This is a genomic window from Yoonia rosea, from assembly GCF_900156505.1.
Lineage (GTDB): Bacteria > Pseudomonadota > Alphaproteobacteria > Rhodobacterales > Rhodobacteraceae > Yoonia > Yoonia rosea.
Map to the genome: position 1 here is coordinate 1,356,038 of NZ_FTPR01000001.1, position 26,605 is coordinate 1,382,642.

General features: G+C 57.7%; 27 protein-coding genes. 14 read left to right on the top strand and 13 right to left on the bottom strand.

Going from position 1 to position 26,605, the window contains the following annotated elements; all coding sequences use genetic code 11:
- Positions 1 to 4: 4 nt before the first annotated feature.
- The gene (locus B0B09_RS06630; protein WP_076658918.1) at positions 5 to 244 is read right to left on the bottom strand and encodes a DUF2842 domain-containing protein; all 240 of its coding nucleotides are present in this window, start codon (positions 242 to 244) and stop codon (positions 5 to 7) included.
- Positions 245 to 250: 6 nt separating this feature from the next.
- On the bottom strand, positions 251 to 1,546 hold the full coding sequence (locus B0B09_RS06635) for an adenylosuccinate synthase (protein ID WP_076658919.1): 1,296 nt from the start codon (positions 1,544 to 1,546) through the stop codon (positions 251 to 253).
- Between the two features lie 135 nt (positions 1,547 to 1,681).
- Here B0B09_RS06635 and B0B09_RS06640 point away from each other — a divergent pair, with 135 nt between their 5' ends.
- The 3 genes from B0B09_RS06640 (at position 1,682) to pyrG (ending at position 4,315) form a co-directional block, all read left to right on the top strand.
- The gene (locus B0B09_RS06640) at positions 1,682 to 2,077 is read left to right on the top strand and encodes a DUF6524 family protein (RefSeq protein ID WP_076658920.1); all 396 of its coding nucleotides are present in this window, start codon (positions 1,682 to 1,684) and stop codon (positions 2,075 to 2,077) included.
- A 77-nt stretch (positions 2,078 to 2,154) separates the two neighbouring features.
- Complete coding sequence (gene secG, locus B0B09_RS06645; protein ID WP_055296621.1) at positions 2,155 to 2,508, top strand: preprotein translocase subunit SecG; 354 nt, start codon at positions 2,155 to 2,157, stop codon at positions 2,506 to 2,508.
- A gap of 163 nt (positions 2,509 to 2,671) precedes the next feature.
- Positions 2,672 to 4,315: a CTP synthase gene (gene pyrG, locus B0B09_RS06650; protein WP_076658921.1), complete on the top strand. Its 1,644-nt coding sequence runs from the start codon at positions 2,672 to 2,674 to the stop codon at positions 4,313 to 4,315.
- A gap of 54 nt (positions 4,316 to 4,369) precedes the next feature.
- Here pyrG and B0B09_RS06655 read toward each other — a convergent pair whose 3' ends face one another.
- Positions 4,370 to 5,107 (bottom strand): MipA/OmpV family protein, encoded by a 738-nt coding sequence (locus tag B0B09_RS06655; protein WP_076658922.1) that lies wholly within the window; start codon positions 5,105 to 5,107, stop codon positions 4,370 to 4,372.
- Positions 5,108 to 5,250: 143 nt separating this feature from the next.
- Here B0B09_RS06655 and rlmJ point away from each other — a divergent pair, with 143 nt between their 5' ends.
- The 4 genes from rlmJ (at position 5,251) to B0B09_RS06675 (ending at position 8,131) form a co-directional block, all read left to right on the top strand.
- Entirely contained in the window at positions 5,251 to 6,042 is a 792-nt protein-coding gene (rlmJ, locus tag B0B09_RS06660; protein ID WP_076658923.1) for a 23S rRNA (adenine(2030)-N(6))-methyltransferase RlmJ, read from the top strand.
- A gap of 5 nt (positions 6,043 to 6,047) precedes the next feature.
- A complete protein-coding gene (locus B0B09_RS06665) occupies positions 6,048 to 6,485 on the top strand; it encodes a tellurite resistance TerB family protein (RefSeq protein WP_076658924.1) in 438 nt (145 codons plus the stop codon).
- A 125-nt stretch (positions 6,486 to 6,610) separates the two neighbouring features.
- Positions 6,611 to 7,384: an ABC transporter ATP-binding protein gene (locus tag B0B09_RS06670; RefSeq protein WP_110549921.1), complete on the top strand. Its 774-nt coding sequence runs from the start codon at positions 6,611 to 6,613 to the stop codon at positions 7,382 to 7,384.
- 24 nt (positions 7,385 to 7,408) lie between these two features.
- Positions 7,409 to 8,131 (top strand): transporter substrate-binding domain-containing protein, encoded by a 723-nt coding sequence (locus B0B09_RS06675; protein ID WP_076658926.1) that lies wholly within the window; start codon positions 7,409 to 7,411, stop codon positions 8,129 to 8,131.
- Positions 8,132 to 8,183: 52 nt separating this feature from the next.
- Here the strand turns inward: B0B09_RS06675 and B0B09_RS06680 are convergent, their stop codons facing one another.
- Positions 8,184 to 9,266: an NAD(P)/FAD-dependent oxidoreductase gene (locus tag B0B09_RS06680; protein ID WP_076658927.1), complete on the bottom strand. Its 1,083-nt coding sequence runs from the start codon at positions 9,264 to 9,266 to the stop codon at positions 8,184 to 8,186.
- 115 nt (positions 9,267 to 9,381) lie between these two features.
- Between B0B09_RS06680 and B0B09_RS06685 the strand changes: the two genes are divergently transcribed.
- The 5 genes from B0B09_RS06685 to B0B09_RS06705 are packed head-to-tail and all read left to right on the top strand — an operon-like array spanning position 9,382 to position 14,425.
- Complete coding sequence (locus B0B09_RS06685) at positions 9,382 to 10,266, top strand: ABC transporter permease (RefSeq protein WP_076658928.1); 885 nt, start codon at positions 9,382 to 9,384, stop codon at positions 10,264 to 10,266.
- Positions 10,266 to 11,072 (top strand): ABC transporter permease, encoded by an 807-nt coding sequence (locus B0B09_RS06690; protein ID WP_055296603.1) that lies wholly within the window; start codon positions 10,266 to 10,268, stop codon positions 11,070 to 11,072. Before B0B09_RS06685 ends, B0B09_RS06690 begins: the two co-directional genes overlap by 1 nt.
- On the top strand, positions 11,069 to 12,400 hold the full coding sequence (locus B0B09_RS06695; protein WP_076658929.1) for a glutamine synthetase family protein: 1,332 nt from the start codon (positions 11,069 to 11,071) through the stop codon (positions 12,398 to 12,400). The genes B0B09_RS06690 and B0B09_RS06695 overlap by 4 nt, the downstream gene beginning before the upstream one ends.
- Before the next feature lie 33 nt (positions 12,401 to 12,433).
- Positions 12,434 to 13,117 carry a type 1 glutamine amidotransferase gene (locus tag B0B09_RS06700; protein ID WP_076658930.1) on the top strand — a complete coding sequence of 228 codons (684 nt, stop codon included), beginning with the start codon at positions 12,434 to 12,436 and terminating at the stop codon, positions 13,115 to 13,117.
- 6 nt (positions 13,118 to 13,123) lie between these two features.
- The gene (locus B0B09_RS06705) at positions 13,124 to 14,425 is read left to right on the top strand and encodes an NAD(P)/FAD-dependent oxidoreductase (protein WP_076658931.1); all 1,302 of its coding nucleotides are present in this window, start codon (positions 13,124 to 13,126) and stop codon (positions 14,423 to 14,425) included.
- Positions 14,426 to 14,548: 123 nt separating this feature from the next.
- Here B0B09_RS06705 and phaR read toward each other — a convergent pair whose 3' ends face one another.
- From phaR to B0B09_RS06720, 3 genes are all read right to left on the bottom strand, one after another.
- Positions 14,549 to 15,097, bottom strand: a complete 549-nt coding sequence (gene phaR / locus B0B09_RS06710; RefSeq protein WP_076658932.1) for a polyhydroxyalkanoate synthesis repressor PhaR — start codon at positions 15,095 to 15,097, stop codon at positions 14,549 to 14,551.
- 156 nt (positions 15,098 to 15,253) lie between these two features.
- The gene (locus B0B09_RS06715; RefSeq protein WP_055296594.1) at positions 15,254 to 15,706 is read right to left on the bottom strand and encodes a phasin family protein; all 453 of its coding nucleotides are present in this window, start codon (positions 15,704 to 15,706) and stop codon (positions 15,254 to 15,256) included.
- 145 nt (positions 15,707 to 15,851) lie between these two features.
- The gene (locus B0B09_RS06720) at positions 15,852 to 17,648 is read right to left on the bottom strand and encodes a PHA/PHB synthase family protein (RefSeq protein WP_076658933.1); all 1,797 of its coding nucleotides are present in this window, start codon (positions 17,646 to 17,648) and stop codon (positions 15,852 to 15,854) included.
- 66 nt (positions 17,649 to 17,714) lie between these two features.
- Here B0B09_RS06720 and phaZ point away from each other — a divergent pair, with 66 nt between their 5' ends.
- Complete coding sequence (gene phaZ / locus B0B09_RS06725) at positions 17,715 to 18,986, top strand: polyhydroxyalkanoate depolymerase (protein WP_076658934.1); 1,272 nt, start codon at positions 17,715 to 17,717, stop codon at positions 18,984 to 18,986.
- Here the strand turns inward: phaZ and B0B09_RS06730 are convergent.
- The 6 genes from B0B09_RS06730 to B0B09_RS06755 form a co-directional block, all read right to left on the bottom strand.
- Positions 18,979 to 19,719, bottom strand: a complete 741-nt coding sequence (locus B0B09_RS06730) for an alpha/beta fold hydrolase (RefSeq protein ID WP_076658935.1) — start codon at positions 19,717 to 19,719, stop codon at positions 18,979 to 18,981. The two genes, phaZ and B0B09_RS06730, sit on opposite strands and share 8 nt — an antisense overlap.
- A gap of 81 nt (positions 19,720 to 19,800) precedes the next feature.
- Positions 19,801 to 20,667: an alpha/beta hydrolase gene (locus B0B09_RS06735; RefSeq protein WP_131825006.1), complete on the bottom strand. Its 867-nt coding sequence runs from the start codon at positions 20,665 to 20,667 to the stop codon at positions 19,801 to 19,803.
- Positions 20,660 to 21,997 carry an MFS transporter gene (locus tag B0B09_RS06740; protein ID WP_076658937.1) on the bottom strand — a complete coding sequence of 446 codons (1,338 nt, stop codon included), beginning with the start codon at positions 21,995 to 21,997 and terminating at the stop codon, positions 20,660 to 20,662. The genes B0B09_RS06735 and B0B09_RS06740 overlap by 8 nt, the downstream gene beginning before the upstream one ends.
- Before the next feature lie 69 nt (positions 21,998 to 22,066).
- Positions 22,067 to 22,825 carry an alpha/beta hydrolase gene (locus tag B0B09_RS06745; protein ID WP_076658938.1) on the bottom strand — a complete coding sequence of 253 codons (759 nt, stop codon included), beginning with the start codon at positions 22,823 to 22,825 and terminating at the stop codon, positions 22,067 to 22,069.
- Positions 22,818 to 24,089: an MFS transporter gene (locus B0B09_RS06750; protein WP_076658939.1), complete on the bottom strand. Its 1,272-nt coding sequence runs from the start codon at positions 24,087 to 24,089 to the stop codon at positions 22,818 to 22,820. Before B0B09_RS06750 ends, B0B09_RS06745 begins: the two co-directional genes overlap by 8 nt.
- A 69-nt stretch (positions 24,090 to 24,158) precedes the next feature.
- Positions 24,159 to 24,404: a hypothetical protein gene (locus B0B09_RS06755; RefSeq protein ID WP_055296579.1), complete on the bottom strand. Its 246-nt coding sequence runs from the start codon at positions 24,402 to 24,404 to the stop codon at positions 24,159 to 24,161.
- A 209-nt stretch (positions 24,405 to 24,613) separates the two neighbouring features.
- Between B0B09_RS06755 and thrS the strand changes: the two genes are divergently transcribed.
- Positions 24,614 to 26,560 (top strand): threonine--tRNA ligase, encoded by a 1,947-nt coding sequence (thrS, locus tag B0B09_RS06760; RefSeq protein ID WP_076658940.1) that lies wholly within the window; start codon positions 24,614 to 24,616, stop codon positions 26,558 to 26,560.
- Positions 26,561 to 26,605: the final 45 nt, after the last annotated feature.

Sequence of the window (26,605 nt, forward strand, 5' to 3'; positions counted from 1 at the left end):
TTTTTCATTTCTGACTGCTCTCTGGCGCGTCCGGATCAGGTTGCCCGATCCCTTTGAACACCCATTTCAGCGGGAATGCCCAGCCAATGCCCAGCACGACATAGACAATGAACTCCACCACCAGCGGAAAGCGCACCTCTTGGGTCATCATATAGCTCATGATCGTGACGGCCACGATGATGTAGATGGGCAAGCCCACCACCAGCACAAAAAGAGCCAGTTTTTTCCGCGCTTTATATGTCATCTATCCTCAGTCTGCGAATGGGTCGGTCACCAGAATGGTGTCCTCTCTCTCGGGTGAGGTTGAAACTAGGGCGACAGGACATTGGATCAACTCTTCAATACGCCGCACGTATTTGATGGCCTGCGCCGGCAAATCCGCCCATGAGCGCGCACCTTCGGTCGATTCGGACCACCCCTCGATCTCTTCATAGACAGGTGTGCAGCGGGCCTGCTGATCCGCGGCGGTTGGCAGGTAATCCATCTTTTCGCCGTCAAGCTCATAGCCCACGCAAATCTTGAGCGTCTCAAACCCGTCAAGCACGTCCAGTTTGGTCAGCGAAATGCCTGTCACACCCGAGGTGGCGCAGGTCTGGCGCACCAAAGCCGCGTCAAACCAGCCGCACCGGCGCTTGCGCCCTGTGACGGTGCCAAATTCATGCCCCCGTTCGCCCAGACGCTGGCCATCGGCATCATCCAGCTCGGTCGGGAACGGCCCCTCGCCTACGCGGGTGGTATAGGCCTTCACGATCCCCAGCACATAATCAATTGCTGTGGGGCCAACGCCTACGCCAGTCGCGGCCTGCCCTGCGATCACGTTCGAGGATGTGACGAAAGGATAGGTGCCAAAGTCGATATCCAGCAGCGCACCCTGCGCGCCTTCGAACAGAATCCGCTTGCCCGCCTTGCGCTGCTCGTTCAGCACTTTCCATACAGGAGCAGCAAACGGCAGGATTTCGGCAGCAATTTCTTCGAGTTGCGCCACCAGCGCGTCACGATCGACCGGTTCAATGCCAAGACCTTTGCGCAGCGGATCATGGTGCTGCAACGCACGGTCAACGCGGGCCTCCAAAGTGGCGGCATCAGCCAGATCAGCGACGCGGACCGAGCGGCGGCCGACCTTGTCTTCATAAGCGGGCCCGATGCCACGGCCCGTGGTGCCGATCTTGGTGCCTTTGCTCGCGGCCTCTTCACGGGCGCGGTCAAGCTCACCGTGAATCGGCAGGATCAGTGGCGTGTTCTCTGCAATCATCAGCGTGCTGGGGTCAATCACGACACCCTGTTTGCGGATCGAGGCGATTTCCTTGACCAGATGCCAAGGGTCCAGCACCACGCCATTGCCGATGACCGACAGTTTCCCGCCGCGCACCACGCCCGAAGGCAGCGCGTTCAGCTTGAATACCTCGCCATCAATGACAAGCGTATGGCCCGCGTTATGGCCCCCTTGAAAGCGCGCGATCACATCCGCCCGCTCCGAGAGCCAGTCAACGATCTTGCCTTTGCCTTCATCGCCCCATTGCGCACCGACGACCACTACGTTTGCCATGAATATTCATTCCTTTGCAGATTGCGTCCCCCCTATATCGCTGCCCCCGCCAATGGGAAACCGCAAATTTGCGACCCTAGACAGGACGGGTAGACCTCGGCATTGTCGACCCACGGAAAAGAAGTGAGGCATATCATGGGTTTCGTCATTCGTTGGGTCTTTGCATTTTTGTTGCTGGTGGCGACCTATAATCCGACCCAGTGGAATTATGTGCGCTGGAGCATGGCGAATTATGAAACGCAGCTGTCTTTGACAGTGCTGTTCGGTCTGATCCTTTTTGTGGGATACATTATCTATCTGCGTGCCACCCTGCGGTCGATCGGGATATTCGGAATGCTTCTGATCCTCGCTGTGGTCGGCACGATCCTGTGGGTTCTGTTTGATCAGGGTGTCATCAGTCTGGACAATCCTTCCGTAAATACGTGGATCGGTATCTTTGCCCTTTCGATCGTTCTGGCGGTGGGTTTGTCGTGGTCAATTGTGCGCCGCAAGCTCAGCGGACAGGCTGATGTGGATGACATCGACGAATAAGCGGGTTTTCAGGGGTTGCGGGACGGCCCCAAGACTTTTAGATACCGCTTGTTCTTGAACGCCCCGAAAGGCCCGAAATGGAAAATGTCGTCCTCATCATTCACCTGATCCTCGCGCTCAGCCTGATCGGTACTGTGCTTTTGCAGCGCTCCGAGGGTGGTGGTCTTGGGATGGGCGGCGGTGGCGGTGCAACCGGTTCACGCCCTGCGCCGACCGCGATGAGCAAATTTACCTGGGCACTGGCTGCGGCTTTTATCTGCACATCCATCGCGCTGACATTGATTGCTGCAAGCAATACCGCCGGGTCTTCGGTCGCTGACCGGTTTGGCGCCGATCCTGTGCAGGAAGGCGTCGCGGTTCCCGATCTGGGCGATAGCCTGTTGCCGCCTTCCCTGAATGGTGATGACCCGCTGCTGCCAGCGGGCGAGTAAGTAAATACTACCTGTTGCCCTGCTGCTATGTAGGGCAACATGATGTTGGGTCAGCGGTTGCCAATCGCGTCCGAATCCACTACAGATCAAATCCCGTGATGATGCGAATTTTCGGGTTCGCTTTCCCACAGTTTTTGGAATTTTTCACGGGGGTCTCCTGCCAATGGCGCGTTTCATTTTCATTACCGGCGGCGTTGTCTCCTCACTTGGCAAAGGGCTTGCATCCGCCGCTTTGGGCGCTTTGTTGCAGGCGCGTGGTTATTCGGTACGGCTGCGCAAGCTTGACCCCTACCTCAACGTTGATCCCGGCACGATGTCACCCTTCGAGCACGGCGAAGTATTCGTCACCGACGATGGCGCAGAAACCGATCTGGACCTTGGCCACTACGAACGCTTTACAGGCGTGCCTGCGCGCAAGACTGACTCGGTCAGCTCAGGGCGCATCTATTCCAACGTGCTCGAAAAAGAACGGCGCGGCGATTATCTGGGCAAGACCATTCAGGTTGTTCCCCATGTGACCAACGAGATCAAAGACTTTATCAGTATCGGCGAAGACGAAGTTGATTTCATGCTCTGTGAAATCGGAGGCACAGTCGGCGACATCGAAGGCCTGCCATTCTTTGAAGCGATCCGCCAATTCTCGCACGACAAACCGCGCGGCCAGTGCATTTTCATGCACCTGACATTGCTGCCCTATCTGGCGGCGTCCGGTGAGCTGAAGACGAAACCGACGCAACACTCGGTCAAGGAATTGCAGTCCATCGGCATCGCGCCCGATATTCTGGTCTGCCGTTCCGAACAACCGATCCCCGAGAAAGAACGCGAAAAGATTGCGCTGTTCTGTAACGTGCGGAAGCAATCTGTGGTCGCGGCCTATGATCTGAAATCCATTTATGAGGCACCACTCGCCTATCACGATCAAGGCCTTGACCAAGCGGTTCTGGATGCCTTTGGCATTGCCCCTGCCCCGCAGCCGAAACTCGAGATGTGGCATGACGTCTACGACCGCATTCATAACCCTGAAGGCAAGGTGAAGGTCGCCATCGTCGGCAAATACACCCAGCTTGAGGATGCCTATAAATCTATCGCCGAGGCGCTGACCCATGGTGGCATGGCCAACCGTGTCAAAGTGCAGATCGAATGGGTCGATGCGGAGCTTTTCGATAAAGACGATGCCGCCCCCTATCTGGAAGGGTTCCATGCGATCCTTGTGCCGGGCGGTTTTGGTGAACGCGGGACAGAGGGCAAAATCAAAGCGGCGCAATTCGCTCGTGAAAAGAAAATCCCCTACCTCGGGATTTGCCTCGGCATGCAGATGGCCGTGATCGAGGCCGCGCGCAATGTGGCCGGTCTGGCGAAAGCGGGTTCAGAGGAATTCGACCATGAAGCGGGCGGGAAGCGGTTCGAACCGGTCGTCTATCACCTTAAGGAATGGGTGCAGGGCAATCACACCGTGGCGCGCAAGACCGATGACGATAAAGGCGGCACGATGCGTCTTGGCGCTTATGACGCCACGCTGACCGAAGGCTCGAAAGTTGCGGGTATTTACGACACCACGGCGATCGAAGAGCGCCACCGCCACCGTTATGAGGTGGATGTAAAGTATCGCGATGTTCTGGAAAAGGCCGGCCTGAAGTTCTCGGGCATGTCACCGGATGGCAAACTGCCCGAGATTGTCGAGTGGTCCGATCACCCATGGTTTATCGGCGTGCAGTTTCATCCGGAGCTGAAATCAAAACCCTTCGCACCACATCCGCTTTTCGCGGATTTCGTGCGGGCAGCGGTAGAGACCTCACGTCTAGTCTAAGAGATCAAATCCTCTCCGAGGATTTGGCCCAGATTTTTTGAAAAAATCTGGCGTCTAGAAACCGAAGGTGATCTTACGTGTGAGCACGATGCTCCCGCTGATCTGATCCTGTGATTGTGTGATCGGGCTGTCGGCCGCATCTGATTGAAACTGGTCATAAGTCACAGTGCCGATCACTTCCCAGTCATCGTTGATAGCATAGGTTGCTTCCGCAACAGCACCCGCGCTGACCAGACCGCCGCCTGCCGAAAAGTCGGCCAAGCTGTCCGCACCTGACACACCAAAATACGTTTGCGCAAAATCATCGTCGCCTACCAAAAAGCGCGGACCCGCTTTCAGGGTCAGTTGGTCGGTGGGGCGATAGTACACGTCACTCCCGAACTCGGCCACAAAGGATTCGTGCCCAACGATGCCGTAACGCAGCACAGCAAAAACGTCATAATAAGGGGTCGTGAATTCTAGCCCGCCACCAAGCTCGAGTGATGCATCGATATCCTCTAGCCCTGCAAGCTCACCGAAATCATCGGCACTGCGCTCACCGATAAAGCGGAAAGACCCTGTCACACCCAGCCCGTAATTTTCAGCACCGCCGAGCGACATGCCGCCAAGTTGCAGGCTTTCCAACCTAAACTTCGCACCCACACCGGGCGCTGTTTCGTCGCTGCCAAAATACTCGGGCGCAAATGACGGCCCGAGACCGAAACGGAAGGTCACACCATCCGTCGCATCCTGCGCCATCGCGACCTGCGGTGCTGTGATGGCGAAAACCGCAAGGGTAAGCCGCTTTAACATATCAATTCCTAATGCTGTTGATCCCATGGTAGCGCCCGTGCACACACAAACAACCCACAAACGCGCGAGCGTGGCAGTGATAGACAGGCCCACACCACTGCGCTAAGCCCTTGCCACCCAACCCAAGGACGGCGCCGCGCCTCATGCTTTCATATCAGCACATCTATCACGCCGGAAATCTGGCCGATGTTCACAAACACAGCATGCTGGCATGGGCGCTCAGCTATATGACACGCAAAGATAAACCGCTGTCGTATCTCGAAACTCATGCAGGGCGCGGTCTTTATGATCTTCAAGATGCCGCCGCCTTAAAAACCGGCGAGGCGGCGAAGGGCATCGCAGTTGCGCAAGACTGGTTTGCGCCGGATCACCCTTACGCGCAGGTGCTTGGACGCATTCACACGAAATACGGCGATAACGCCTATCCCGGTTCCCCCCTGATCGCGGCTGAAGGCCTGCGCCATATTGATACGATCCACCTGTCGGAATTGCATCCGCAAGAATTCGCCGCCCTTAAGGACACCATGGCCCCCTATGGCGGGATTTTCCGCCAGCAGGACGGTTGGGAAATGGCCATGTCGGTCTGTCCGCCCGACCCGAAGCGCGGGTTTTTGCTGATTGATCCCTCGTACGAGGTAAAATCCGACTACGACACCATCCCTGCGACAATCGCCAAGCTGCATCGCAAATGGGGGGTCGGTGTCATCATGCTCTGGTATCCGATCCTGACCGACGCCCCCCATCAGCCGATGATCCGTGCTCTGCAGGCGTCTCTGCCCGATGGGTTCACGCATGAAGTGCGCTTCCCCCCTGCGCGGGAGGGCCACCGGATGGTCGGCTCTGGTTTGTTCGTTGTGAACGCCCCATATGGATTGGCAGAGGAAGGGCTGCGCCTTTCTGCCCTGTTTGAAGATCAGTTCAAGGACCCTATGTAAGCTTCATGTTTCAAGATTTTCTAAGGCGCCTGACCGCCCCCGCACCCGCCCCCATGAACGAAATCGACAGCTGCTTGGCGCTTGGCGCGCTTTTGGTGCGCGTTGCGCGTACCGATGGCGATTACGCACAGGTCGAGATCCAGCAGATCGATCAGGCGTTGATGACACGCTATAGTCTTTCGGCCAGTGAGGCCGCGTCACTCCGCGCCGAATGCGAGGAACTGGAAGCGCAAGCCCCCGATACCGTCCGCTTTACCCGCGCCATCAAAGAGGCCGTTTCCTATGAAAACCGCCTGAGCGTGATCGAAGCGCTTTGGTCGGTCGTCATGGCGGATGGTGTCCGTGACGATGAAGAAGACAGCATGATGCGGATGACAGCGTCTTTGCTGGGTGTTTCCGATCAGGACAGTCACAGCGCAAGGATCAAGGTGAGCGCAAAATAACGGCACGACCGGGGAAAACCGCGCCCTTATTGCGCTGACGTAGGGTCAGCGCGCGTCAAAGAGTTGCAAATGCCCCCGAAATGGGCACAACTCGGTGCCACAATATTGGAAAGCTGCCCAGCCCCGTGAACACGTCTGCCCCAGTCATCGAAATTCGCAACCTGCACAAAGCCTATGGCGATCTGGAGGTTTTGAAAGGTGTCGATATCACGGCCCCTGCGGGGCATGTCGTGTCCCTGATCGGGTCGTCGGGGTCTGGCAAATCCACACTTCTGCGCTGTGCCAACTTGCTGGAAGACAGCCAGCAAGGCGATGTTCTCTTCTGCGGCGAACCTGTCATCTGGAAAGGGAGCGGCGCACGCCGCCATCCAGGCGATCACGCGCAAATGATCCGCATCCGCACGAACCTGTCGATGGTCTTCCAGCAGTTCAATCTCTGGGCACATATGACGATCCTGCAAAACGTGATGGAAGCCCCCCTGACCGTGCTCAAGCGCGACAAGGCCGAGGTCGAAGCCGCCGCGCGTAAATATCTCGACAAGGTCGGTATCGGCGACAAATGCGATGCCTACCCCGCCATGCTTTCGGGCGGACAACAACAACGGGCCGCGATTGCGCGCGCCCTCTGCATGGAACCCAAGGCGCTGCTCTTTGATGAGCCGACAAGCGCGTTGGACCCCGAACTTGAACAGGAAGTCGTGAAAGTGATCAAGGATCTGGCCGCCGAAGGGCGCACCATGATCATCGTCACCCATGACATGCGACTGGCCGCTGATGTCAGCGATCACGTCGTGTTCCTGCACCAAGGCAAAATCGAAGAGCAAGGCGCACCTGCCGCGCTTTTCGGCAACCCAAAGACCGAACGGCTTCAGGGCTTCCTGTCAGCCACGGTTTCTTAACCTCATCAACCCGGGAGATCATTGATGAAAAACCTTATCCTTACGACGGCTGCACTCGCCGTTGCTGGTTCCATGGCCCTTGCCGACGCGCATTCCGTTGTGCGTCTTGGCACCGAGGGCGCCTACCCTCCGTACAACTTCCTGAACGATGACGGCGAAGTTGACGGGTTCGAGCGCGCTTTGGGCGATGAGCTTTGCGCACGCGCCGAACTGACCTGTGAGTGGGTCACAAACGAGTGGGACAGCATTATCCCGAACCTTGTCTCCGGCAACTATGATGTGATTATCGCAGGCATGTCGATCACAGACGAGCGTGACGAAGTCATCGACTTTTCTGACAACTACACACAGCCTGATCCATCCGCTTATCTGGTGACGTCCGAAGATGTCGATCTGGCGAATGCGGTGATCGCTGCACAGACAGGCACAATTCAGGCGGCTTTCGTTGCTGGCACAGGTGCGACTTTGCTGGAATTCGCAACACCTGACGAAACTGTTGCAGCCGTGAAAAGTGGTGAAGCTGACGCCGTTCTTGCGGACAAAGCCTTCCTTGCGCCAATCGCAGAATCCGATGCCGAAGTGATGCTTCTGGAGCAAGAAGAGCTGATCGGTGGCGGTGTAGGTCTTGGCCTGCGCGAAAGCGATGGTGAGCTGCGCGACAAATTCAACGCAGCGATTGCGTCTATGAAAGCAGACGGCACGTTGAACGCATTGATCGCGGAATGGGGTGTGGGCGAGCAGTTCTAAGCTGCCTGACAATACACCGCAAAGGGTCGCCAGTTTGGCGGCCCTTTTTCGTTCAGCCTTTGGCAAACCGTTGCGGACGGTAAGGCGCGATCATCGCCGCATCCGCATTATCCAGACGACCCGCAATATCCCCTGCAATCAGCTCTGCGATAATCGGCCCAAGCGTGATGCCGGAATGCAGCACAGCGACATAAACCCCCTCGGCCACTGATCCCACGACGGGCAAGCCATCCTGCGGCACAGGGCGCTCTGCGCGGATAACCTCGGCCCAGCGTGCATCAGCCAATCCATCGCAGAGACCGCAGAGCCGCCCCATCGCAGCATCGGCGGCATCATCCGGCATCTGCGACAAATCCTCTTTATCATCGCCTTGGTGTCCGACCGAAACAGGCATCAAGATTTGCCCCGAGGGTTCCTGCCTGATCTCGCCATCGGGTGTTGCCAGAATATGCTGCAAAAGCTTCTCTTGCCGGTTAGTGCGCAGGATATAGGCGGGGCGCGGCACGAGCGGGATCGTGCAATCAATGCTCTGCGCCAGCGCGGCCGTGCCGGTCCCGGCAGCGATGATCACCTGATCGGCTGCGATCACGCCCTGCGCTGTCGCAACCCCGACCCCACGCCCGTTGCGCAGCGCGATCCCTGTGACCGCCACATTGCTGACCACCCGTGCGCCCGCATCCTGCGCTGCAGCCAGAAATGCCCTTGCCAGATCACCCGAAGAGGCCGCCCCCTCGCTGGGGAAGAAAAGCGCCTGTTTGGGGACGGCTTTCAGTGCCGGTTCGCGCGCGGACACCGCCGGCCCGCTTAAGAATTCCACAGGGTACTCAAATCCGCGCAACTGCGCGTATGTCTTTCCCATCGCGGCCTCGGACATGTCCCAGCAAAGACATCCCTGCCAGACGACGGGGGCCGCGACGTCTTGCATGACGCGGTGCCATGCCTGAATACCTGCCGCGCGAAGATGATGATGGTCGTCGTTCAGATAAAAGCTCGCGTTGATCCAGCCAAATGCGGCATTTGTCGCGTCCGGTGCGCCGCTGGAGACAACCGTAACGCGTGACCCCCTGCGCGCAAGTTGCAGCGCCGTCGCCGCCCCGATGATACCGGCGCCCACAATAACGACAGACTGTTCCATTTTTAGCATCTCCTGCTGTCGCAAACCTGCATTGCGCCGCGTAAATACCCGCTGCGCGTTGACTTAACGCGGCAATTGTTGGACGGATTAACAACCCAACGCAATAAGACGATTGATGTTCAGTTACTGTACGGATCCGGCCACCCTTGAAGGCTTCCAATGGCTTAGCTGCTACCTGACGACAGGAAAGCACATGTCCATGTACTACGCCTTTGGCACGGTGCTGTTGCTGCTTGCGATCACGGCCCCCACAGCGCTTGCTTTTGGTTTTGCGGGCGCGTCAGCGGCGCGCAGTACTGTAGCCCCGCTGCGCTGGGTCGGCAAAACCTATATCGCCGTTGTCCGCGGGATTCCCGACATCGCGTTTTTTCTTTTCTTCGTGATCGCACTTGATCAGGCGTTCGAGTATATCCGTCACCGCATCAAATGCCCCGACTGGACCGAGCCGGTGCGCCAAGGCAACGATTTCGTTGTTTGCACCGCTGCCAAGCTGCCTTTGGGCAACGCACCACAATGGGTGCATGAAACCTATGGCTTCATGTTGGCCGTGCTGACCTTTGCCATCGTCTTTGGGGCCTTTGCCGCGAATGTGCTGTTTGGCGCAATGCGTGCCGTGCCAAAGGGTCAGTTGGAAACCGCCGAAGCCTACGGCATGAACCGTCGCCAGACCTTCTGGCGCGTGCTGGTCCCGCAAATGTGGGTCTATGCCCTGCCCGGTCTGTCAAACCTGTGGATGGTCCTGATCAAGGCCACGCCACTGCTGTTTCTGCTGGGCGTTGAGGATATCGTTTACTGGGCCCGTGAGCTGGGCGGTGCAAAGCAGCCGCAATTCACCGACTATCCGCACCCTGACTGGCGGATGTGGTATTTCGGGGCGCTGCTGGTTTTCTATCTATGTTTTACGAAAGTCTCCGAAGTCGTGCTGGACCGGATCATGGCCAAACTCACCCACGGCCAAGCCACTACTGCCGGTGAACGGCAACGCAAGGCGGCCGCATAATGAGCTGTTGGGAAACGATCGCCGATTATGCGCTGCGCAGCCAAGGCATAGGTGAGCGCCTCTTGCCGCGCAGTGACTTTACACTCTGCCAGCAATTCACGCTGATCGGGTCGGGCATGATCTGGAACATCTACTTCGGGGTCGTGGCGCTCTGCTTTGGCTTCTTTCTGGCCACAGCCGTAGCGATGGGCAAAGCCGCGCAAAACCCGCTGTTTCGCAAGCCTGCTGAATGGTTCATTTTCATTTTCCGCGGCTCACCGCTGTTTATCCAGTTCTTCTTTGCCTATTTCGTATTTCTCAGCCTCAAGAATGTGAGCCCGTTTTTCGACCCGCTTACCTCGGCCTGGGCCGGTGCGCTGGTGGTCCTGTTCCTGAATACCGCCGCCTATTCGGGCGAGATTTTCTATGGTGCGCTGCAATCCATCCCCAAAGGCGATATCGAGGCGGCAGACGCCTACGGACTATCAGGTTGGACGCGCTTTCGCCGCGTCATCTGGCCCACCATGCTGCGGCTCGCATGGCCTGCCTATACCAACGAGGCGATTTTCCTGTTCCACGCCACGACGCTTGTGTTCTTCTCGGGCTTTCCGGCAACGCAACAACGGGGCGACGCGCTTTATTATGCCAACTACTTTGCCGACAAGACATTCAACCCGTTCGTCCCCTATCCGATCCTCGCAGGATATTTCATCATCCTGACGCTGATCGTCATCGGGCTTTTCGGCTTGGTGAATAGCCGCCTGAACCGGCATCTACCGCAGGATGCGCGCAGGAAAATCAAAGTGAGGCCACAGATTATCCGATGAGTTGGCTTGATGATCACCCCGAAATCCGCAACCTGCGCTGTGGCGCCGCCGATCTCAACGGCCAGCCACGTGGCAAACGCATGCCGCGCAAGTTTGCCCAGAAGCTCGAAAAAGAAGGCACGCGCTTTCCGCTGTCGGTCCTGAACCTTGATATCTGGGGCGAGGACATCGACGACAGCCCGTTGGTGTTTGAAACCGGCGATGCCGACGGTCTGCTGCTGCCGACCGAACGGGGCTATGTGCCAATGCCTTGGCTGCGCGCGCCAACGGCCATTTTGCCGCTCTGGGCGTTTCATGATGATGGTACGCCTTTCTCTGGCGATCCGCGCCATGCGCTGGCCCGTGTGTTGAACCGCTACACTGAACACGGTCTGACACCGGTCGCTGCAACCGAGATGGAGTTCTATCTGGTCGACGACAGCGGCAAGGAAATCCAGCAGCCCAAATCGCCGCGCTCTGGCAAACGCCGTGCAGGTGCCGAGATCCTGTCCCTTCGCGCGCTTGACGCGTTCGATGAGTTCTTCAACCAGCTATATGACGCCTGCGGTGCGATGAATATCCCCGCCGAGGCCGCAATTTCCGAAGGCGGGATCGGCCAGTTCGAGGTGAACCTTGAACATGTCCCCGATGCGCTGAAAGCTGCGGACGATGCGTGGCTTTTCAAGATGCTTGTGCGCGGCCTTGCCCGCAATCACGGGATGGCGGCCAGTTTCATGGCCAAGCCATATGAAGACTACGCGGGCAACGGGCTACACACGCATTTTTCGGTGCAGGACAAGGATGGCAAGAACATCTTTGCCAACGATACGTTTGAAGGCACGCCCTTTTTGCAAAACGCGATCGCCGGCTGTCTGGCAGGCATCCCTGATCTGACACTGATCTTTGCGCCCCATGGCAACAGCTATGAACGGCTGGTGCCGGGCGCACATGCACCGACCAGCATTTGCTGGGCCTATGACAACCGCACCGCCACTGTACGCGTGCCGGGCGGGAGCTATGGCGCGCGGCGGATCGAACATCGTCTCGCGGGTGGTGACGTGAACCCCTACCTGTTCCTCGCTGCCGTGCTGGGGTCTGCGCTGGTGGGCATCGAGGACGGCATGACACCCCCTGCCCCGATCACAGGCAACGCCTATGACCAGAAGCTGCCGCAGGTGCCCAGCACCTGGGCAGAAGCGATTGACCGGTTTGAACAAAGCACGCTTGCGCGGCGCATCTTTGATCCACAGCTGGTGGATAATCTGGTTCGTACCAAGCGACAGGAAATGCAGTATTTTGCGGAAATGTCGCCCGAAGAACAGCTCGACCATTATCTTGATCTTGTCTAATCTTATCCCCACCTGAAGGTTAGAGGTTCACCCATGAAGATCGGTATTTTGCAGACAGGCCATGCGCCGGATGAGCTACTGCCAACGAGCGGCGATTATGACCGGCTGTTCCAGCGACTGCTGGATGGAAACGGCTTTGAGTTCACGACCTACAACGTTGTGGATATGGAATTTCCCGCCAGCATCACCGATTGCGATGGCTGGCTGATCACAGGCTCCAAACATGGCGCCTATGAGGATCACCCCTTCATTCCTCCACTTGAGGCCTTTATCCGCGATATCTATGCCGCCGATATTCCCTTGGTAGGGATATGCTTTGGCCATCAGATCATCGCACAGGCGCTGGGTGGGAAGGTAGAGAAATTCACCGGTGGCTGGGCCGTTGGGCACCAGACATATGATTGGAACGGCGAGACGGTTGCACTCAACGCGTGGCATCAGGATCAGGTTGTCGCCGTGCCACAAGATGCGCAGGTGATTGCCAGCAACGATTTTTGTGCCGCGGCAGCCCTCGTTTATGGCAAGCGCGCGTTCACGACACAGCCGCACCCAGAGTTTGGTACGGATTTCATCGCAGGTCTGGCCCAGCACCGTGGACCGGGCGTTGTGCCTGATACGCAACTGGCGGAAACGCAGGCAAATTTGGAAAAGCCCATCGACAATGCACGGATCGCGGCACAGATCGCCAAGTTCTTCAAAGAGCGCACGGTGGCCTAAAGCCCTATGAACCCGCTCTATCGCAACGACCGCCCCGGCGAATTGCCCGATAGCTGGTATGTCGCATCAACCGATATCCCGCCCGAACGCCCCCCCCTGAAGGGCGAGGTCACAACCGACGTCTGTATTGTCGGCGCGGGCTATACCGGTTTGTCCGCAGCCCGCCATCTGGCCTCGAAAGGGCTGGATGTCATCGTGCTTGACGCGCACCGCGTGGGCTTTGGCGCCTCGGGGCGCAATGGCGGACAGGTGTGCAGCGGCTATGACAAAGACCAGTCCACGCTGATCAAATATGTGGGGCGCGACCATGCTAAGGCGCTCTGGCAGTTGGCAGAAGAGGCCAAGGCTGACCTGCGCGACCTCTGCGCCCAAATCCCCGAGGCGCGTTACACAGCAGGGTTGGTCCACGGCACGGTGACCGCCAAAGAGGCAGCACATGACGCGGCTGAAGTGGACCTGTTGGCGCGTGAATACGGCTATACGGACGCGCGCATGTGCGACACCGATGAAATGCGCGCACTGGTGAAATCCCCGCGCTATCATAGCGGTTTGCTCGATATGGGCGCAGGCCATATCCACCCGCTGCGCTATGCTCTGGGCTTGGCACGGTTGGCCGAGGCGGCGGGAGCGCGGATTTACGAACGCTCCGAGGTGCATCAGATCACCAAGGGCGACCCAGCGATAATCGCCACGAACAAAGCCCGCATCAAAGCCCGCCATGTGATCCTTGCGGGCAATGGCTATCTGCCCAATCTGGAACGCAAGGTGGCCGCGCGGGTGATGCCTTTGAACAGCTTTATCAGTGCCACCGAACCGCTGGGCGACCGTGCGGCAGAGATCATGGGTCAGGATATGGCTGTCAATGACAGCCAATTCGTGGTGAATTATTTCCGCCTGTCCGAAGACGGACGACTACTTTTCGGCGGGCGTCCAAGCTATTCTCTGGGCTTTCCCGAAGGCATCGCCTCACTCATGCAAAAACGTATTGCCAACATCTTCCCGCAACTTAGCGGCGTGAAGGTCGATTATGCATGGGGTGGCACTTTGGGCGTCACGATCCCGCGTATGCCTGCGGTAATCCGCGTCGCACCGAATATCCTATCTGCGGGCGGCTATTCGGGCCACGGCGTGGCGCTGTCGGGGCTTGCAGGCAAGGTCATGGCCGAAGCCGTCGCAGGCCAAGCGGGCCGGTTTGACACGCTGGCGGATATCAACGTGCCGCCGTTCCCGGGCGGCACCGCATTCCGCGCACCCCTTCTGGCACTGGCCATGACATGGTATTCCATGCGTGACCGTTTGGGGATCTGACCCTAGGTTGTATTGACGACTCGGCCCTGCAAGACCTGCATCGCTTGCGCGGAGGGATGCACCGGTACAAATACGTGGTGAAGATAGAGAGCGGCCACAACAGCCGCGCTCGCTCAAGTCGGGCTATTTGCCCAGCTTCGAAAGCTTTTCCTGCAATGCGGCAAGCTGATCTTTAATCTCGCCCAGATCGTCGCCATCTTTGCTTTCTGTGTCTTCCCGCTTGCCCGCGCCGGGGATCATACCGCCAGTCATAGCCTTGAAAAAGGCTTCCTGCTGGGCACGCATCGCCTCAAAGCCCGGCATGCTTGCGATGGGATTGGCTTTGCCGATATTCTCCATCGCCTTGGTCTGGCCTTCGCGCAGCATATCAAAGCTGGCTTGCAGGAACTGCGGCACAACGGATGCGGCCTGGCTTGTGTAGCTGCGCACCAGATCGGTCAGCACATCAACAGGCAACACACTTTCGCCACGGCTTTCGTGCTCTGCGATAATTTGCAACAGATATTGACGTGTCAGGTCATCGCCTGATTTCAGATCAACGATCTGGACCTCGCGCCCCTCACGGATAAAGGCGGCGATGTCTTCGAGGGTCACATAGTCGCTGGTCTCGGTGTTGTAGAGACGGCGGCTTGCATAGCGCTTGATCAGCAGCGGCTTGTTGGTATCGGCCAAGAAACGATCCTCCCCAAAGATGTTGCGGTGCAGAGAAGCCTATGCCGCGTCTGCGCAAAAAGAAAGCAAATAGCGCAAAACAAAAAACGGCCCGCCTGTGCGGACCGTTCTTTGAAAATCTAACCCTCAGGGAGGCAAGGGTGATTTTACATTCGCTTACTTCGCAGCAGCAGTTGCCTTCTTGGCAGCAGCTGTCACTTCGTCTGTTGCTTTCTTCGCAGCAGCAGTCATCTCTTCGGACATGTCTTTGCCAGCGGCAAGAACCAGTTCCATTGTCTGTGTCTGAACTTTTTTCGCGATTTCAGCGAAAGCAGACATGTGCTCGGCGGCAGATTCAGCAGAAGCAGATGCGAAGTCTGTCATTGCTTTTGCATAGTCAGCAGGCTCGGCCTTTGCTTTGGACATGGCTTCGATTTTTGCCAGTGTGTCTTTTGTCCATTTTGCAGACAGCTCGGCAGATTTGCCAGCAGCGTCAATTGCAACAGCGGACATTTTTTCGGCCAGGGCAGTCTGGTTCTTGAACTGCTCTTCCATTGCTTTTGTGTCGACAGGAAATGCGCCTGTCATGTCTTTGAAGATCGCTGTGAAGTCTTGTGCTTTAGCAGCCATTGTCGTCGCCTTTCGGTTTGTCGGTGCGGTTTATTCCGCGCTAATTCGATGACACCAATATGCATGCTGCAGTGCAGCATTTCAAGTATTTTCTCTGCACTGCAGCATATTTTTTCTGCAGCTGCATATTTTCGAGAAATTTGAACTACTTATTAACCACGTAGGTTCCTGGCGCGGGCGCTAACACCGGGTGATCGTCGTCTCCAACGCTTCTGGCAGTGACTTTTTTGCCTGATTTTTTTGACAACCACACATCCCAGCGCGGCCACCAGGACCCTTCATGCTTCTCGGCACTTGCAAGCCAGTCATCCGCCGTCAGCCCAAGCTCGGGATTGGTGTAATGGCCGTATTTGTTCTTGCTGGGCGGATTGATGATCCCCGCGATATGCCCGCTCTCAGACAGGATGAATGTCTTATCTTTTGATCCCATCTGCGTCACGCCGGTATAGCTGCTTTTCCATGCGGCGATGTGGTCCGTCTCGCAGGCGATGGCGCATAAGGGGACAGAAACATCTTTGAGATGCACTGTCTCGCCCGCGATCTCGAAACCTGTCGTCGCGAATTTGTCGTTCTGGCACAGCCCGCGCAAATACTCGACTGCCATACTGGCCGGAAGATTGGTGCCATCCCCGTTCCAATAAAGCAGATCAAAGGCCGGCGGCGCTTTGCCCATCATGTAGCTTTTGATGGCAGGTCCATAGATCAGGTCATTTGAGCGCAGGTAAGAAAAGGTCCGCGACATGAAGAACGAGTCCAATATCCCGTTTTCGCGCACTTCATTTTCGATCCCGTCGACAAAATCATCATCAAGAAATACCCCGACCTCACCCCGATCCGAGAAATCGGTGAGCGTGGTAAAGAATGTCGCGGCATTCACCGATGTGTCCTTGCGCTTTTTCATCAGGGCCAGCGTAAGCGACAGCGTGGTGCCCGCGATGCAGTAGCCTACCGCATTCACCTTTTTGACACCGCAGATGTCTTTGACCTCTTTGATCGCGGTCAGATACCCCTGCTCGACATAATCGGTCATTGATGTGTCGCGGTATCCCGCATCCGGATTAACCCAAGAAACAACAAAGACGGTATAACCCTGCTCAACCGCCCATTTGATCAGGCTGTTTTGCGGTTTGAGATCAAGAATGTAGAATTTGTTAATCCACGGCGGGAAGATGATCAGCGGGGTTTCGTATACCTTTTCCGTCGTCGGCGTGTACTGGATCAGTTCGAACATATGGTTGCGATAGACCACCGCACCCGGTGTTGTCGCGAGGTTCTCACCCAGCTTGAAGGCCTTCTTATCGGCCAGAGTGACCACAAGGTCACCGTCATTGGCCTCAAGATCAGCGATCAGGTTTTCCAGCCCCGCAACAAGGCTCTCGCCCTCGGTTTCAGCCGCCAGCGCCAGCGCCTCGGGGTTGGTGGGCAAAAAATTGGTCGGGCTGATCATATCGACCAATTGCTGACTGAAATAGCGCAGCCGCTTCTTTTCCTCAGAATCAAGCGTGTCGATATCATCAACCGCCTGCTGCACCGCAGAAGCGTTCATCAGGTACTGTTGCTTGATGAAGTTGAAATAGGGATTGGTGTCCCAGAGCTCATGCGAAAACCGGCGGTCTTTGGGTGTTTCATCCGTGGGCGGCGCGAGCTTGCCCTGCGCCAGAAGGTGCTGCGCCTCGACATAATGCTTGACGGATTTCCCCCAGAATTCGAGCTGATGCTCGATCAGCTTGGCGGGATTATGCATCATTTCAGCCATATAAGCTGTCGCTGCCTTGACATAGAGCTCCTGACTGGGCCCTTGCAACGCAGGCGCGACAGCGCGGCCTTGCGCCATGACCTTTAACAAACGCTGGGTAAGCTCCTCAACCCGGGCAAGATTGGCCTCGAGTTTTGCAACATTGTCGCCAACAGCCTCTTGCGTATCCAAATCGTTTGTTGTCATTTTAACGTCCTTGTGCATATGCTGCAGGTGCAGCATGGGCTGCGCCTACCATCGGAGTTCGAATAAATGAAGTATATGATGACCTACGACCTGATGGAAAGCATGCGCAACACCAATCAGTGGCTTGGATCAACAGCGCGCGCTTTTGCATCCTATCCTGCAATGTCATGGGGCGCGAACCCTGCGATGGACTGGCTCAAGGCCTGGGGCGAGGTCACCGAGCGCACATTCGCGCGTATGGTCGCTAAGCCTGACTGGAATATTCCAGTGCAAACAAATCTCGATGGCACCGATATGGTGGTGACAACCGAAGTGGTTGTGGAACGCGCCTTTGGTGATCTGATCCGTTTCCGTGTCGGCACCCGCCCTGACCGTGCCCGCAAAGTCCTGTTGGTGGCACCTATGTCGGGGCACTATGCCACGCTGCTGCGCAAAACCGTCATCAGCCTGCTGCCCGATTGCGATGTCTATATCACCGACTGGCACAATGCCCGCGACATCCCTGTCAGCGAAGGCAAGTTCGATATCGAGGATTACACCCTCTATCTGATGGATTTCATGCGCGAGATGGGCCCGGACACCCATGTGCTGGCAATTTGTCAGCCTGTGCCGCTTGCACTCGCGGCCACGGCTTATCTGGCCGAGCTTGACCCGGATGCACAGCCGCGCTCGCTCACTCTGATCGGTGGCCCTGTCGATCCAGATGCAAACCCCACCGAAGTCACCGATTTCGGACGCTCTGTCACCATGGGGCAGCTGGAAGAGACCATGATCCAGCGCGTCGGTTTCAAATATTCGGGCGTTGGCCGGATGGTGTATCCCGGATTGTTGCAGTTGGCATCGTTCATTTCAATGAACGGCGAGACCCACGCCAACGCCTTCCGAGATGAAATTATCCGTGTCGCGAAAGGCGAAGCGTCGGACCACGATCGGCATAATGAATTCTACGACGAATACCTTGCTGTGATGGATATGACTGCCGAGTTCTATCTTTCGACTGTCGAGCGCATCTTCAAAGGCCGCGAAATTGCGCGCAATGCGTTTATGGTTGCCGGTCACAAGGTCGACTTCAGCAAAATCACGACCGTCGCGGTCAAGATCGTTGAAGGCGAAGACGACGATATCTCGGCCCCTGGCCAGTGTCTGGCGGCACTCGATCTGCTCACCGGCCTGCCCGATAGCAAGAAGGCCGCGCACCTTGAACCTGGCGCGGGCCATTACGGCATCTTTGCCGGGGGTAGCTGGCGCAACAATATCCGGCCACTGGTGCTGGATTTCATTGATGCCAACGCCGACGGCCCAAAGGGCAAATCCGGCAACGTCGTTGCGATCAAGTAAATCGGCTGTCCGGCGCGGCCGGTCGCAGCATCATGGGCTGTTTCATCCAGCGCTGTAACGCGTCGGTTGTGGCATCGGGTGCTTCGAGCGTGGGCAGATAGCCTGCGCCTTCGATGATCTCCAACTGGGCGTAGGGGATCAGTTCAGCCAGAAATTCATGGCGCTTGAGCTGATACTGCCCGTCATGGCGTCCACAAATCACCGCCGTTGGTTGCAGGATCTGGCGCAGCGTGCCCTGCTGGTCCTTCCGGCGCTGCAAGGCGCGCGCCTGTTTGACATAAATTTCAGGGCCCAGCGCGTCGCCCATCGCCGTCAGCTCACGCACAAGTTCGACCTTATCCGTAGATGGGGCCATCCATGTCGAGTTGATCTCGTGCTGCAAGACATCTTTCCATCGGCCCGCACGGGCGGCAATGATATGCGGTTCGCGCGCAGCAGCGGCCTCGGGTGTGTCGGCTTGCGGGCTTGTGCTGATCAAAGCAATCCGCGTGACACGTTCAGGGGCGCGGCGGATCACCTCCATCGCAACCATCCCGCCAAGACCCATGCCACAAAGCGCGAATTTTGGCGGCGACCAGCTGAGGATCTGGCTTGCGATCTCCTCGATCCGTTCCCCACAGGTGGGGGGCGCGATCATGACGGCATGCGCCTGCGACATCACCTGCAGTTGCGGCGCGAAAACGCGCGCGTCAGATAGCATCGGTGGGATCATCACCAGCGTTTCACGCGGCATTGTGTAAAAGCCCTAACAATCTGCTCAACCTTTATAGGTTTTTTAACACTGTGGCGTGGGAACCGTTGTTCTGCAAGTGTTTCAGCGCGCGGAGAGCCCTTGCACCCAAGCGGTAATCTGCCGAGCGAGCGGCGCCGTCTGGCCGGGCGAAAAGACATCGCCTGCCATCACATGCCCCATCGCATCGTCCTGAGGCGTCTGGATCAATGCCACACTCCGCGTCGGAGCACCCCAACGCGCCATGACTTTGCGTGTCTCATCAGGGTGAACCACCTGATCAGTTTCGTTAAGGCAAAAGAGCGCCGGTGCCCGGATTATCGAAAGATCCGCTTTGCGCACGGCCCGCACGGCATCGGCCATGACATGCACCGCCGCAATGGGCACATCTAACGTCCAATAGGCCGCATGGGCCGCGCTGATGGGGTCCATGCGACGCGTGGACCCTGCGATATATTCTGACCAATGCCGGGCTGCGGGCAGATCAAGCAAGGTTTGCACAACGCGGTGGCGCAGCCCAAAGTTGGGCGAGATATGCACCATTGCTTTCACCTGCACACCCTCGGCCAGCGCAAGCGTCGCCAATGTGCATCCGGTGGAACAGCCCATGATGATGACTTCCTCCCCCAAGGTTTGCGCAATCGCAATGGCCTCGGCCACGTCACGGCGCCAATCGGACAGGGTCGCTTGCCCCATTGCATCGCTATCCTGCCCATGGCCCGTCAGCCGCGTAAAATGCAGGTTTGCGCCCAGCGCTTGGGCCACCAGATCGGGCAACGGGCGCAACTCCTGCCCTGTTGCGGAAAATCCGTGAACATAAAGAACCGCCATCCGCGTGCGCGTGGCCGGCATGCCCGCCCAGATGATCCGCTTTTCGCAGCCTGCACGCAGGTTGGGCACCTGTGCCTCTTGGCTGGCTAGTGTGGCCTCTATGGTCACCAAATCAGGCAAGCGCACGTCCAGCCATGGGGCGGTAGATCATCACCAGTCCAAGGATCGCCACAATCAGGATTCCGGCAGGAATGAGCGTGATCGCCATTTGCAATGCATGCAGCGCCTCTGCGGACTGCGGCACCACGCCACCGGTGGCCTCTTGCCAACCCGCCGCCGCCAACGTCAGACCTAATACAGCAGGGGCGACTGCATTCGCCAGCTTTTGCCCAAAGAGCCAGACCGCCGAAAACGCCCCTTCAATAGCCACACCGCTGTCGCGGCGGGTGATGTCCATCAGATCAGGGTAGATGGCCCAAGGAATTTGCTGATAGGCCCCGTTTGTCATGCCCGCCAGTACGAACATACCTGCGATGACGGTCACATTGACCGAAGGCAGCATTGTATAAAGTGCATAGAGCAGGACCACGTAGAGACTGAGGCCCAGCACCAGTGCGCCCACTTTGCCAAGCCTGTGGGAGAGAAGCACCCAAACGGCCTGACTGAGGATGGAGCCGACAACAAAGGCCGCGAACATCAAGCTGAGCGTGGTCAGCGCCGTGGCCGCTCCCGAAAGCAGCGTGTCACCGCTGTCGATAATCAGATAGAGTGCTGCAAAGGGTAGCCCTGCCGTAATCATCGCAATCGCAAGCGTCATGACGCCGTAAAGCAGGACCAGAACCACAAAAGCCTTGTTGGCAAAGACCAGCGCGAACATGCCTGTCAGGTTCACCTGTGCTGCCTGTTCAACCCGTGGTGCCTTGCGGATCGACCAGAGCGACAACCAGACCGCCCCGATCATCAGCGGTGTGACCAACAGGGCCGCCATGGCATAACCCATCGATCCCGCCAGACCGGGGATCACAGCGCCACCGATCAGAATACCGATGCTCGCAAATGCCATGCGAAACCCTGTCATCGCAGACCGTTCCTTGGGATCTTGCGTGATCTCGCCCGATTGTGCGCCATAGGGAATGGCCACCATCGTAAAGCCGATTGTCGCCACCACAAAGAACGCCACCACCCACGCCAGATTTGCGCCCATGCCGAGACCTGCAGGCACCGAAAACAGCCCCACCATGCCCAAAGACATCACCAAGACGCCAAAAAACATCCATGGCGCGCGCCGTCCAAAACGGCTTTGGGTCCGGTCGCTCAGATAGCCGACAAGCGGATCGGTAATCATGTCAAAAACCAGAACGACGGTCGTAACAAACCCCGCGATTCCAACAGGCACCCCCAGATAGGCCGTCAAATAGGTCAGAACGAGAAGCTGCTTGACCACAACAAAGACGACCACGCCCATGTCGGCCAGCCCCCAGCCTGCCTTTTGCCCCAACGATAGCGCCATACTGTCCCCTCCCACGGGTTTGTGGCAGAGTAAGCAGAGCCTTCGTTTTTCCCAAAGCAGAACGTAGCGTCAGTCGTAAGGTGGGTGTTCACCCACCTGCCCCAAGACATCCTCGACCGCCGCCACGATGATATCGAGGCAGGTCTCGTCCGAAAACCTGTGATCAGCCCCTTTCACAAGCGTCAGCCGCATATCGGGGCCTGTGGCATGGTCCAACAGGCGCAGTGCCACGGACATATCCACATCGGCATCGGCTGTGCCCTGCAAGAACCGCACCGGAAAAGGCAACGGCAGCGGATCACGCAGCACCAGACGGGTGCGACCTTCCTCAATCAGGCGGCGGGTGATGATGTAGGGTTCGCCATACTCCGAAGGCAGGGCCACCTGCCCCGCCATCAGTTCGGACTTCTGCGCATCTGAAAACCCTGCCCACATGCTGTCTTCGGTGAAATCGGGTGCGGCGGCGATGGTCACCAACCCCGCCACCCGTTCCGGCATCGCCCGTGCGATCAGCAGGGATATCCACCCGCCCATACTGGACCCGACCAGCACAACTTTGCCCGCCAGCAACCCGAGGGCTGCGCAAGCATCCTCAAACCAGTCGCCGATGGCACCGTCAGTGAACGCTTCGCTGCTTTCGCCGTGACCCGAGTAATCGAACCGCAGGAATGCACGGCCCTGCGCGCGGGCCCATTCCTCGAGAAAGACCGCTTTGGTCCCGCCCATGTCGGACTTGAAGCCGCCAAGAAACGCGACAGCGGGGCCGGTCCCGTCGGTCAGGTGATAGGCGATCCTGCGCCCCTGTGGTGTGACAAGTTCATCAGGCATTTTGCACGTCTTCCAAGCCGGTTGCGATCAGTCTTGCAAGAAAACACATCGCTGCAAAAAGGCCAATCACCAAGGGCACGCTGTAGGCAGCGAGGGCTGCAAAAAGCGCACCTGCCGTCAAAAGCACGACACCGACGATCGTATTGGACACTGCTGTATAGCTCGCCCTGACGGCTGGATCAGACATATCCACCAGATGCGTCGAACGTCCCTGCCGCACGCCGTTATAGGCAATCATGATCCCGAACAGCATCACAGGGATCACACCTGTCACCGTACTGATGCCGATGAGATCAAGGACAACAACAAGTGCCAGCATGCCGCCTCCCGCTGCGCCGGCAAGCCGCAGCACGGTCGCTGACGAGCGATCCGACAGCCGCCCCCAGACATAGGACGACAGTAACGACGCCACTGCCGACGCCAGCACGAGAACGCCCAGTTGGCCCAGTGCGCTATCGGGTTGCAGCATCACCAGATAGGGCGGCGCAAGCGCTGTTCCCACAAGCAGGCTGCGCACGATGATAAAGCGGGTCAGCTGCGGGTCCTCGCGCAACAGCGAAAACTGTGCGACAGCATCAGTACCTTCACCTTCCATCGGCACTTCCCGCAGTGTCGCAAACAGCGCCGCCGCGCCGACCCAAAGACAGGCTGCCAGGCTGATCGCCCCGATCACCAAAGAGTAACGCCCACCAACGCCCAACACCAAAATCAGCGCAAAAAGGATCACGCCGACGGCGGCAGCAGAACTGGCAAAACCGGTTGCCGTACCACGGCGCGATTTGGCAACGGTCTTGCCCAGCACATCCTTGTAGCTGGCCGAACAGACCGAACGCGCCAACGCCAGTAACGCCAAGAGCCCCACGATGGTCGCGCCCGCCGCCGCCCCCTCCAGCGTCAGCCCTGCAAAGACGATCAGCGCCGCCGCAATGCCTTGCATAAACGCGCCACCCGCCCAAAACCATTTCCGGATTTTGCGGCGTGCGATGATCGGCGCCGTCCAGAGTTGCGGTAAAAGCGCACCCGCTTCACGCACGGGGACAAGCAAACCAACCCAGAACGCACCGGCACCAAGGTTGGTCAAAAGCCAACTCAGCACCAGTTTGGGGTCAATCAGGCCATCCGCAATCTTGGACGCGCTCAGTGAAAGGATATGGCGTAGAAAACTGCCCGGCTCGGCCTTGGCCGCAGCATCAGGCAGATCAGTGTCGTCACTGGACCCGTTGGTGAGTGTAGTGAATAATTTTTGCGATAGTGTCTGTGTCATTGTGCTCTCCGGCTCAATGACCTAGCGCGCCGCGCACGGATTTCACGCAGACAATCTTAACCGGTCAGTTTAGCCGCCGACATAGACCGCTTTTTTCGGACGGTAAAAGATCTTCTGGTCGTGCAAACGGCCCAGCAGTTCCTCGTTCTCGCGCTGGTCTTGCTCAATCACGCGGATCGATTCCAGATGTGCCGGATTTTCTTCCGTCAGGGCCAGACGCATACGGGACAGTTCACGACCACGGGCGCGCAGCGCCTCTTCGATCATGTCAACATCACGAATGCTTAGATCAAACGTACGGTTGTAGCTTGCCATGGTCTTTCCCCAACATCTAGGTTTCTGATCGGAAACTTGTGTCGTGTTTACCGCCATTTGTGTCGCAGTCAACGTATATCTCTGCATACAAATCATGAGGCAATCGCAAAGCGCTTGACCTCTGCGCATCGCAACGCCATGAAGCGCGCACACATAACCCGCAACCGGGCGTTTTGTAGGCGCCAAACAGACGAGGAGCTTGCCCAGCGATGGCACAGATTTCCCTGACATTCCCCGATGGTAACAGCCGCTCATACGAGGCAGGCATCACCGCCGCCGACGTGGCCGCTGATATTTCCTCCAGCCTGCGCAAAAAGGCGATCAGCGCGACCGTGAACGATCAGCACTGGGATTTGCAGTGGCCGATCGAGGCCGATAGCACCATCGCCATCAACACCATGAAAGACGAAGAACCCGCGCTTGAACTGGTGCGCCATGACCTCGCGCATATCATGGCGCGTGCTGTGCAGGAAATCTGGCCGGACACACAGGTCACCATCGGCCCTGTGATCAAGGATGGCTGGTACTACGACTTTGACCGCAAAGAGCCCTTCACACCCGAAGACCTTGGCGCGATCGAAAAGAAGATGAAAGAGATCATCAACAAGCGTGATGAAGTCCGCACCGAGATTTGGGAGCGGGATGTCGCGATCCAGTATTACAAGGACCGCGGCGAACCCTATAAGGTCGAGTTGATCGAAAGCATCCCCGGCAATGAACCGTTACGCATGTATTGGCACGGCGACTGGCAGGATTTGTGCCGTGGCCCGCATTTGCAGAATACAGGTCAGGTGCCGGCCGACGGGTTCAAGCTCATGTCCATAGCCGGTGCCTATTGGCGCGGCGACAGCGACCGCGCGATGCTGCAGCGAATCTATGGCTGTGCCTTTACCAATAAAGAGGGTCTCAAGGCGCATCTTCATATGTTGGAAGAAGCCGCCAAACGCGACCACCGCAAGCTGGGCCGCGAAATGGACCTGTTCCATATGCAGGAAGAGGCACCCGGTCAGGTGTTCTGGCACCCCAACGGCTGGACCGTTTATACCGAGCTGCAAGACTATATGCGCCGCCAGCAACGCAAGGGCGGCTATGTCGAGGTGAACACCCCGCAGGTCGTGGACCGCAAACTTTGGGAAGCCTCTGGTCACTGGGAAAAATATCAGGACCATATGTTTATCGTCGAAGTCGACGAGGAACACGCCCGTGAAAAGGCGGTCAATGCGCTCAAGCCGATGAACTGCCCCTGCCACGTGCAGATCTTTAACCAAGGCCTGAAATCCTACCGCGACCTGCCCTTGCGTATGGCGGAATTCGGATCATGCAACCGCTATGAACCGTCAGGCGCGCTACACGGGATCATGCGGGTGCGCGGCTTTACACAGGATGACGGGCATATTTTCTGCCGCGAGAGCCAGATTGAAGAAGAGACCGCCGCATTCATTGCGTTCCTCAGCGGGATCTACAAAGACCTCGGTTTTGAGAGCTTTAAGGTGAAGTTCTCTGACCGCCCCGAAAAACGTTCCGGGTCGGACGAGGTCTGGGACAAGGCCGAAGCCGCACTTCTGGCCGCTACACGTGCGGCAGGGATCGAACCGGAACTGAACCCCGGTGAGGGCGCTTTCTATGGCCCCAAGTTGGAATTCGTACTGACCGACGCGATTGGCCGCGACTGGCAGTGCGGGACGCATCAGGTCGACTTTGTTTTGCCAGAGCGTTTGGATGCCACATATATCGGCGAGGACGGCGGCAAGCACCGCCCTGTCATGTTGCACCGCGCGACCTTGGGATCGTTTGAGCGGTTTATCGGCATCTTGATCGAAGAACACGCAGGCAAACTTCCCTTCTGGCTTGCGCCGCGTCAGGTGGTTGTCGCGACCATCGTATCGGATGCAGATGACTATGCGCTTGAGGTCGTGGCCGCATTGAAAGCGGCCGGCGTCAGGGCAGAGGCGGATCTGCGCAACGAGAAGATCAACTTCAAGGTCCGGGAACACTCGGTTGGCAAAGTGCCGGTCATTCTGGCACTTGGCGCGCGCGAGGTTGAAGAGCGCACAGTCACCGCGCGGCGGCTGGGCGAGAACAAAACTTCTGTAACATCTCTGACCGAAATTGTTGCAGAGCTGGGTAAAGCGGCCACACCACCGGACCTTTTGTAACATTCCAGCGCTGGAACCTGTAACAAACCCGCCGATGCCCCCATC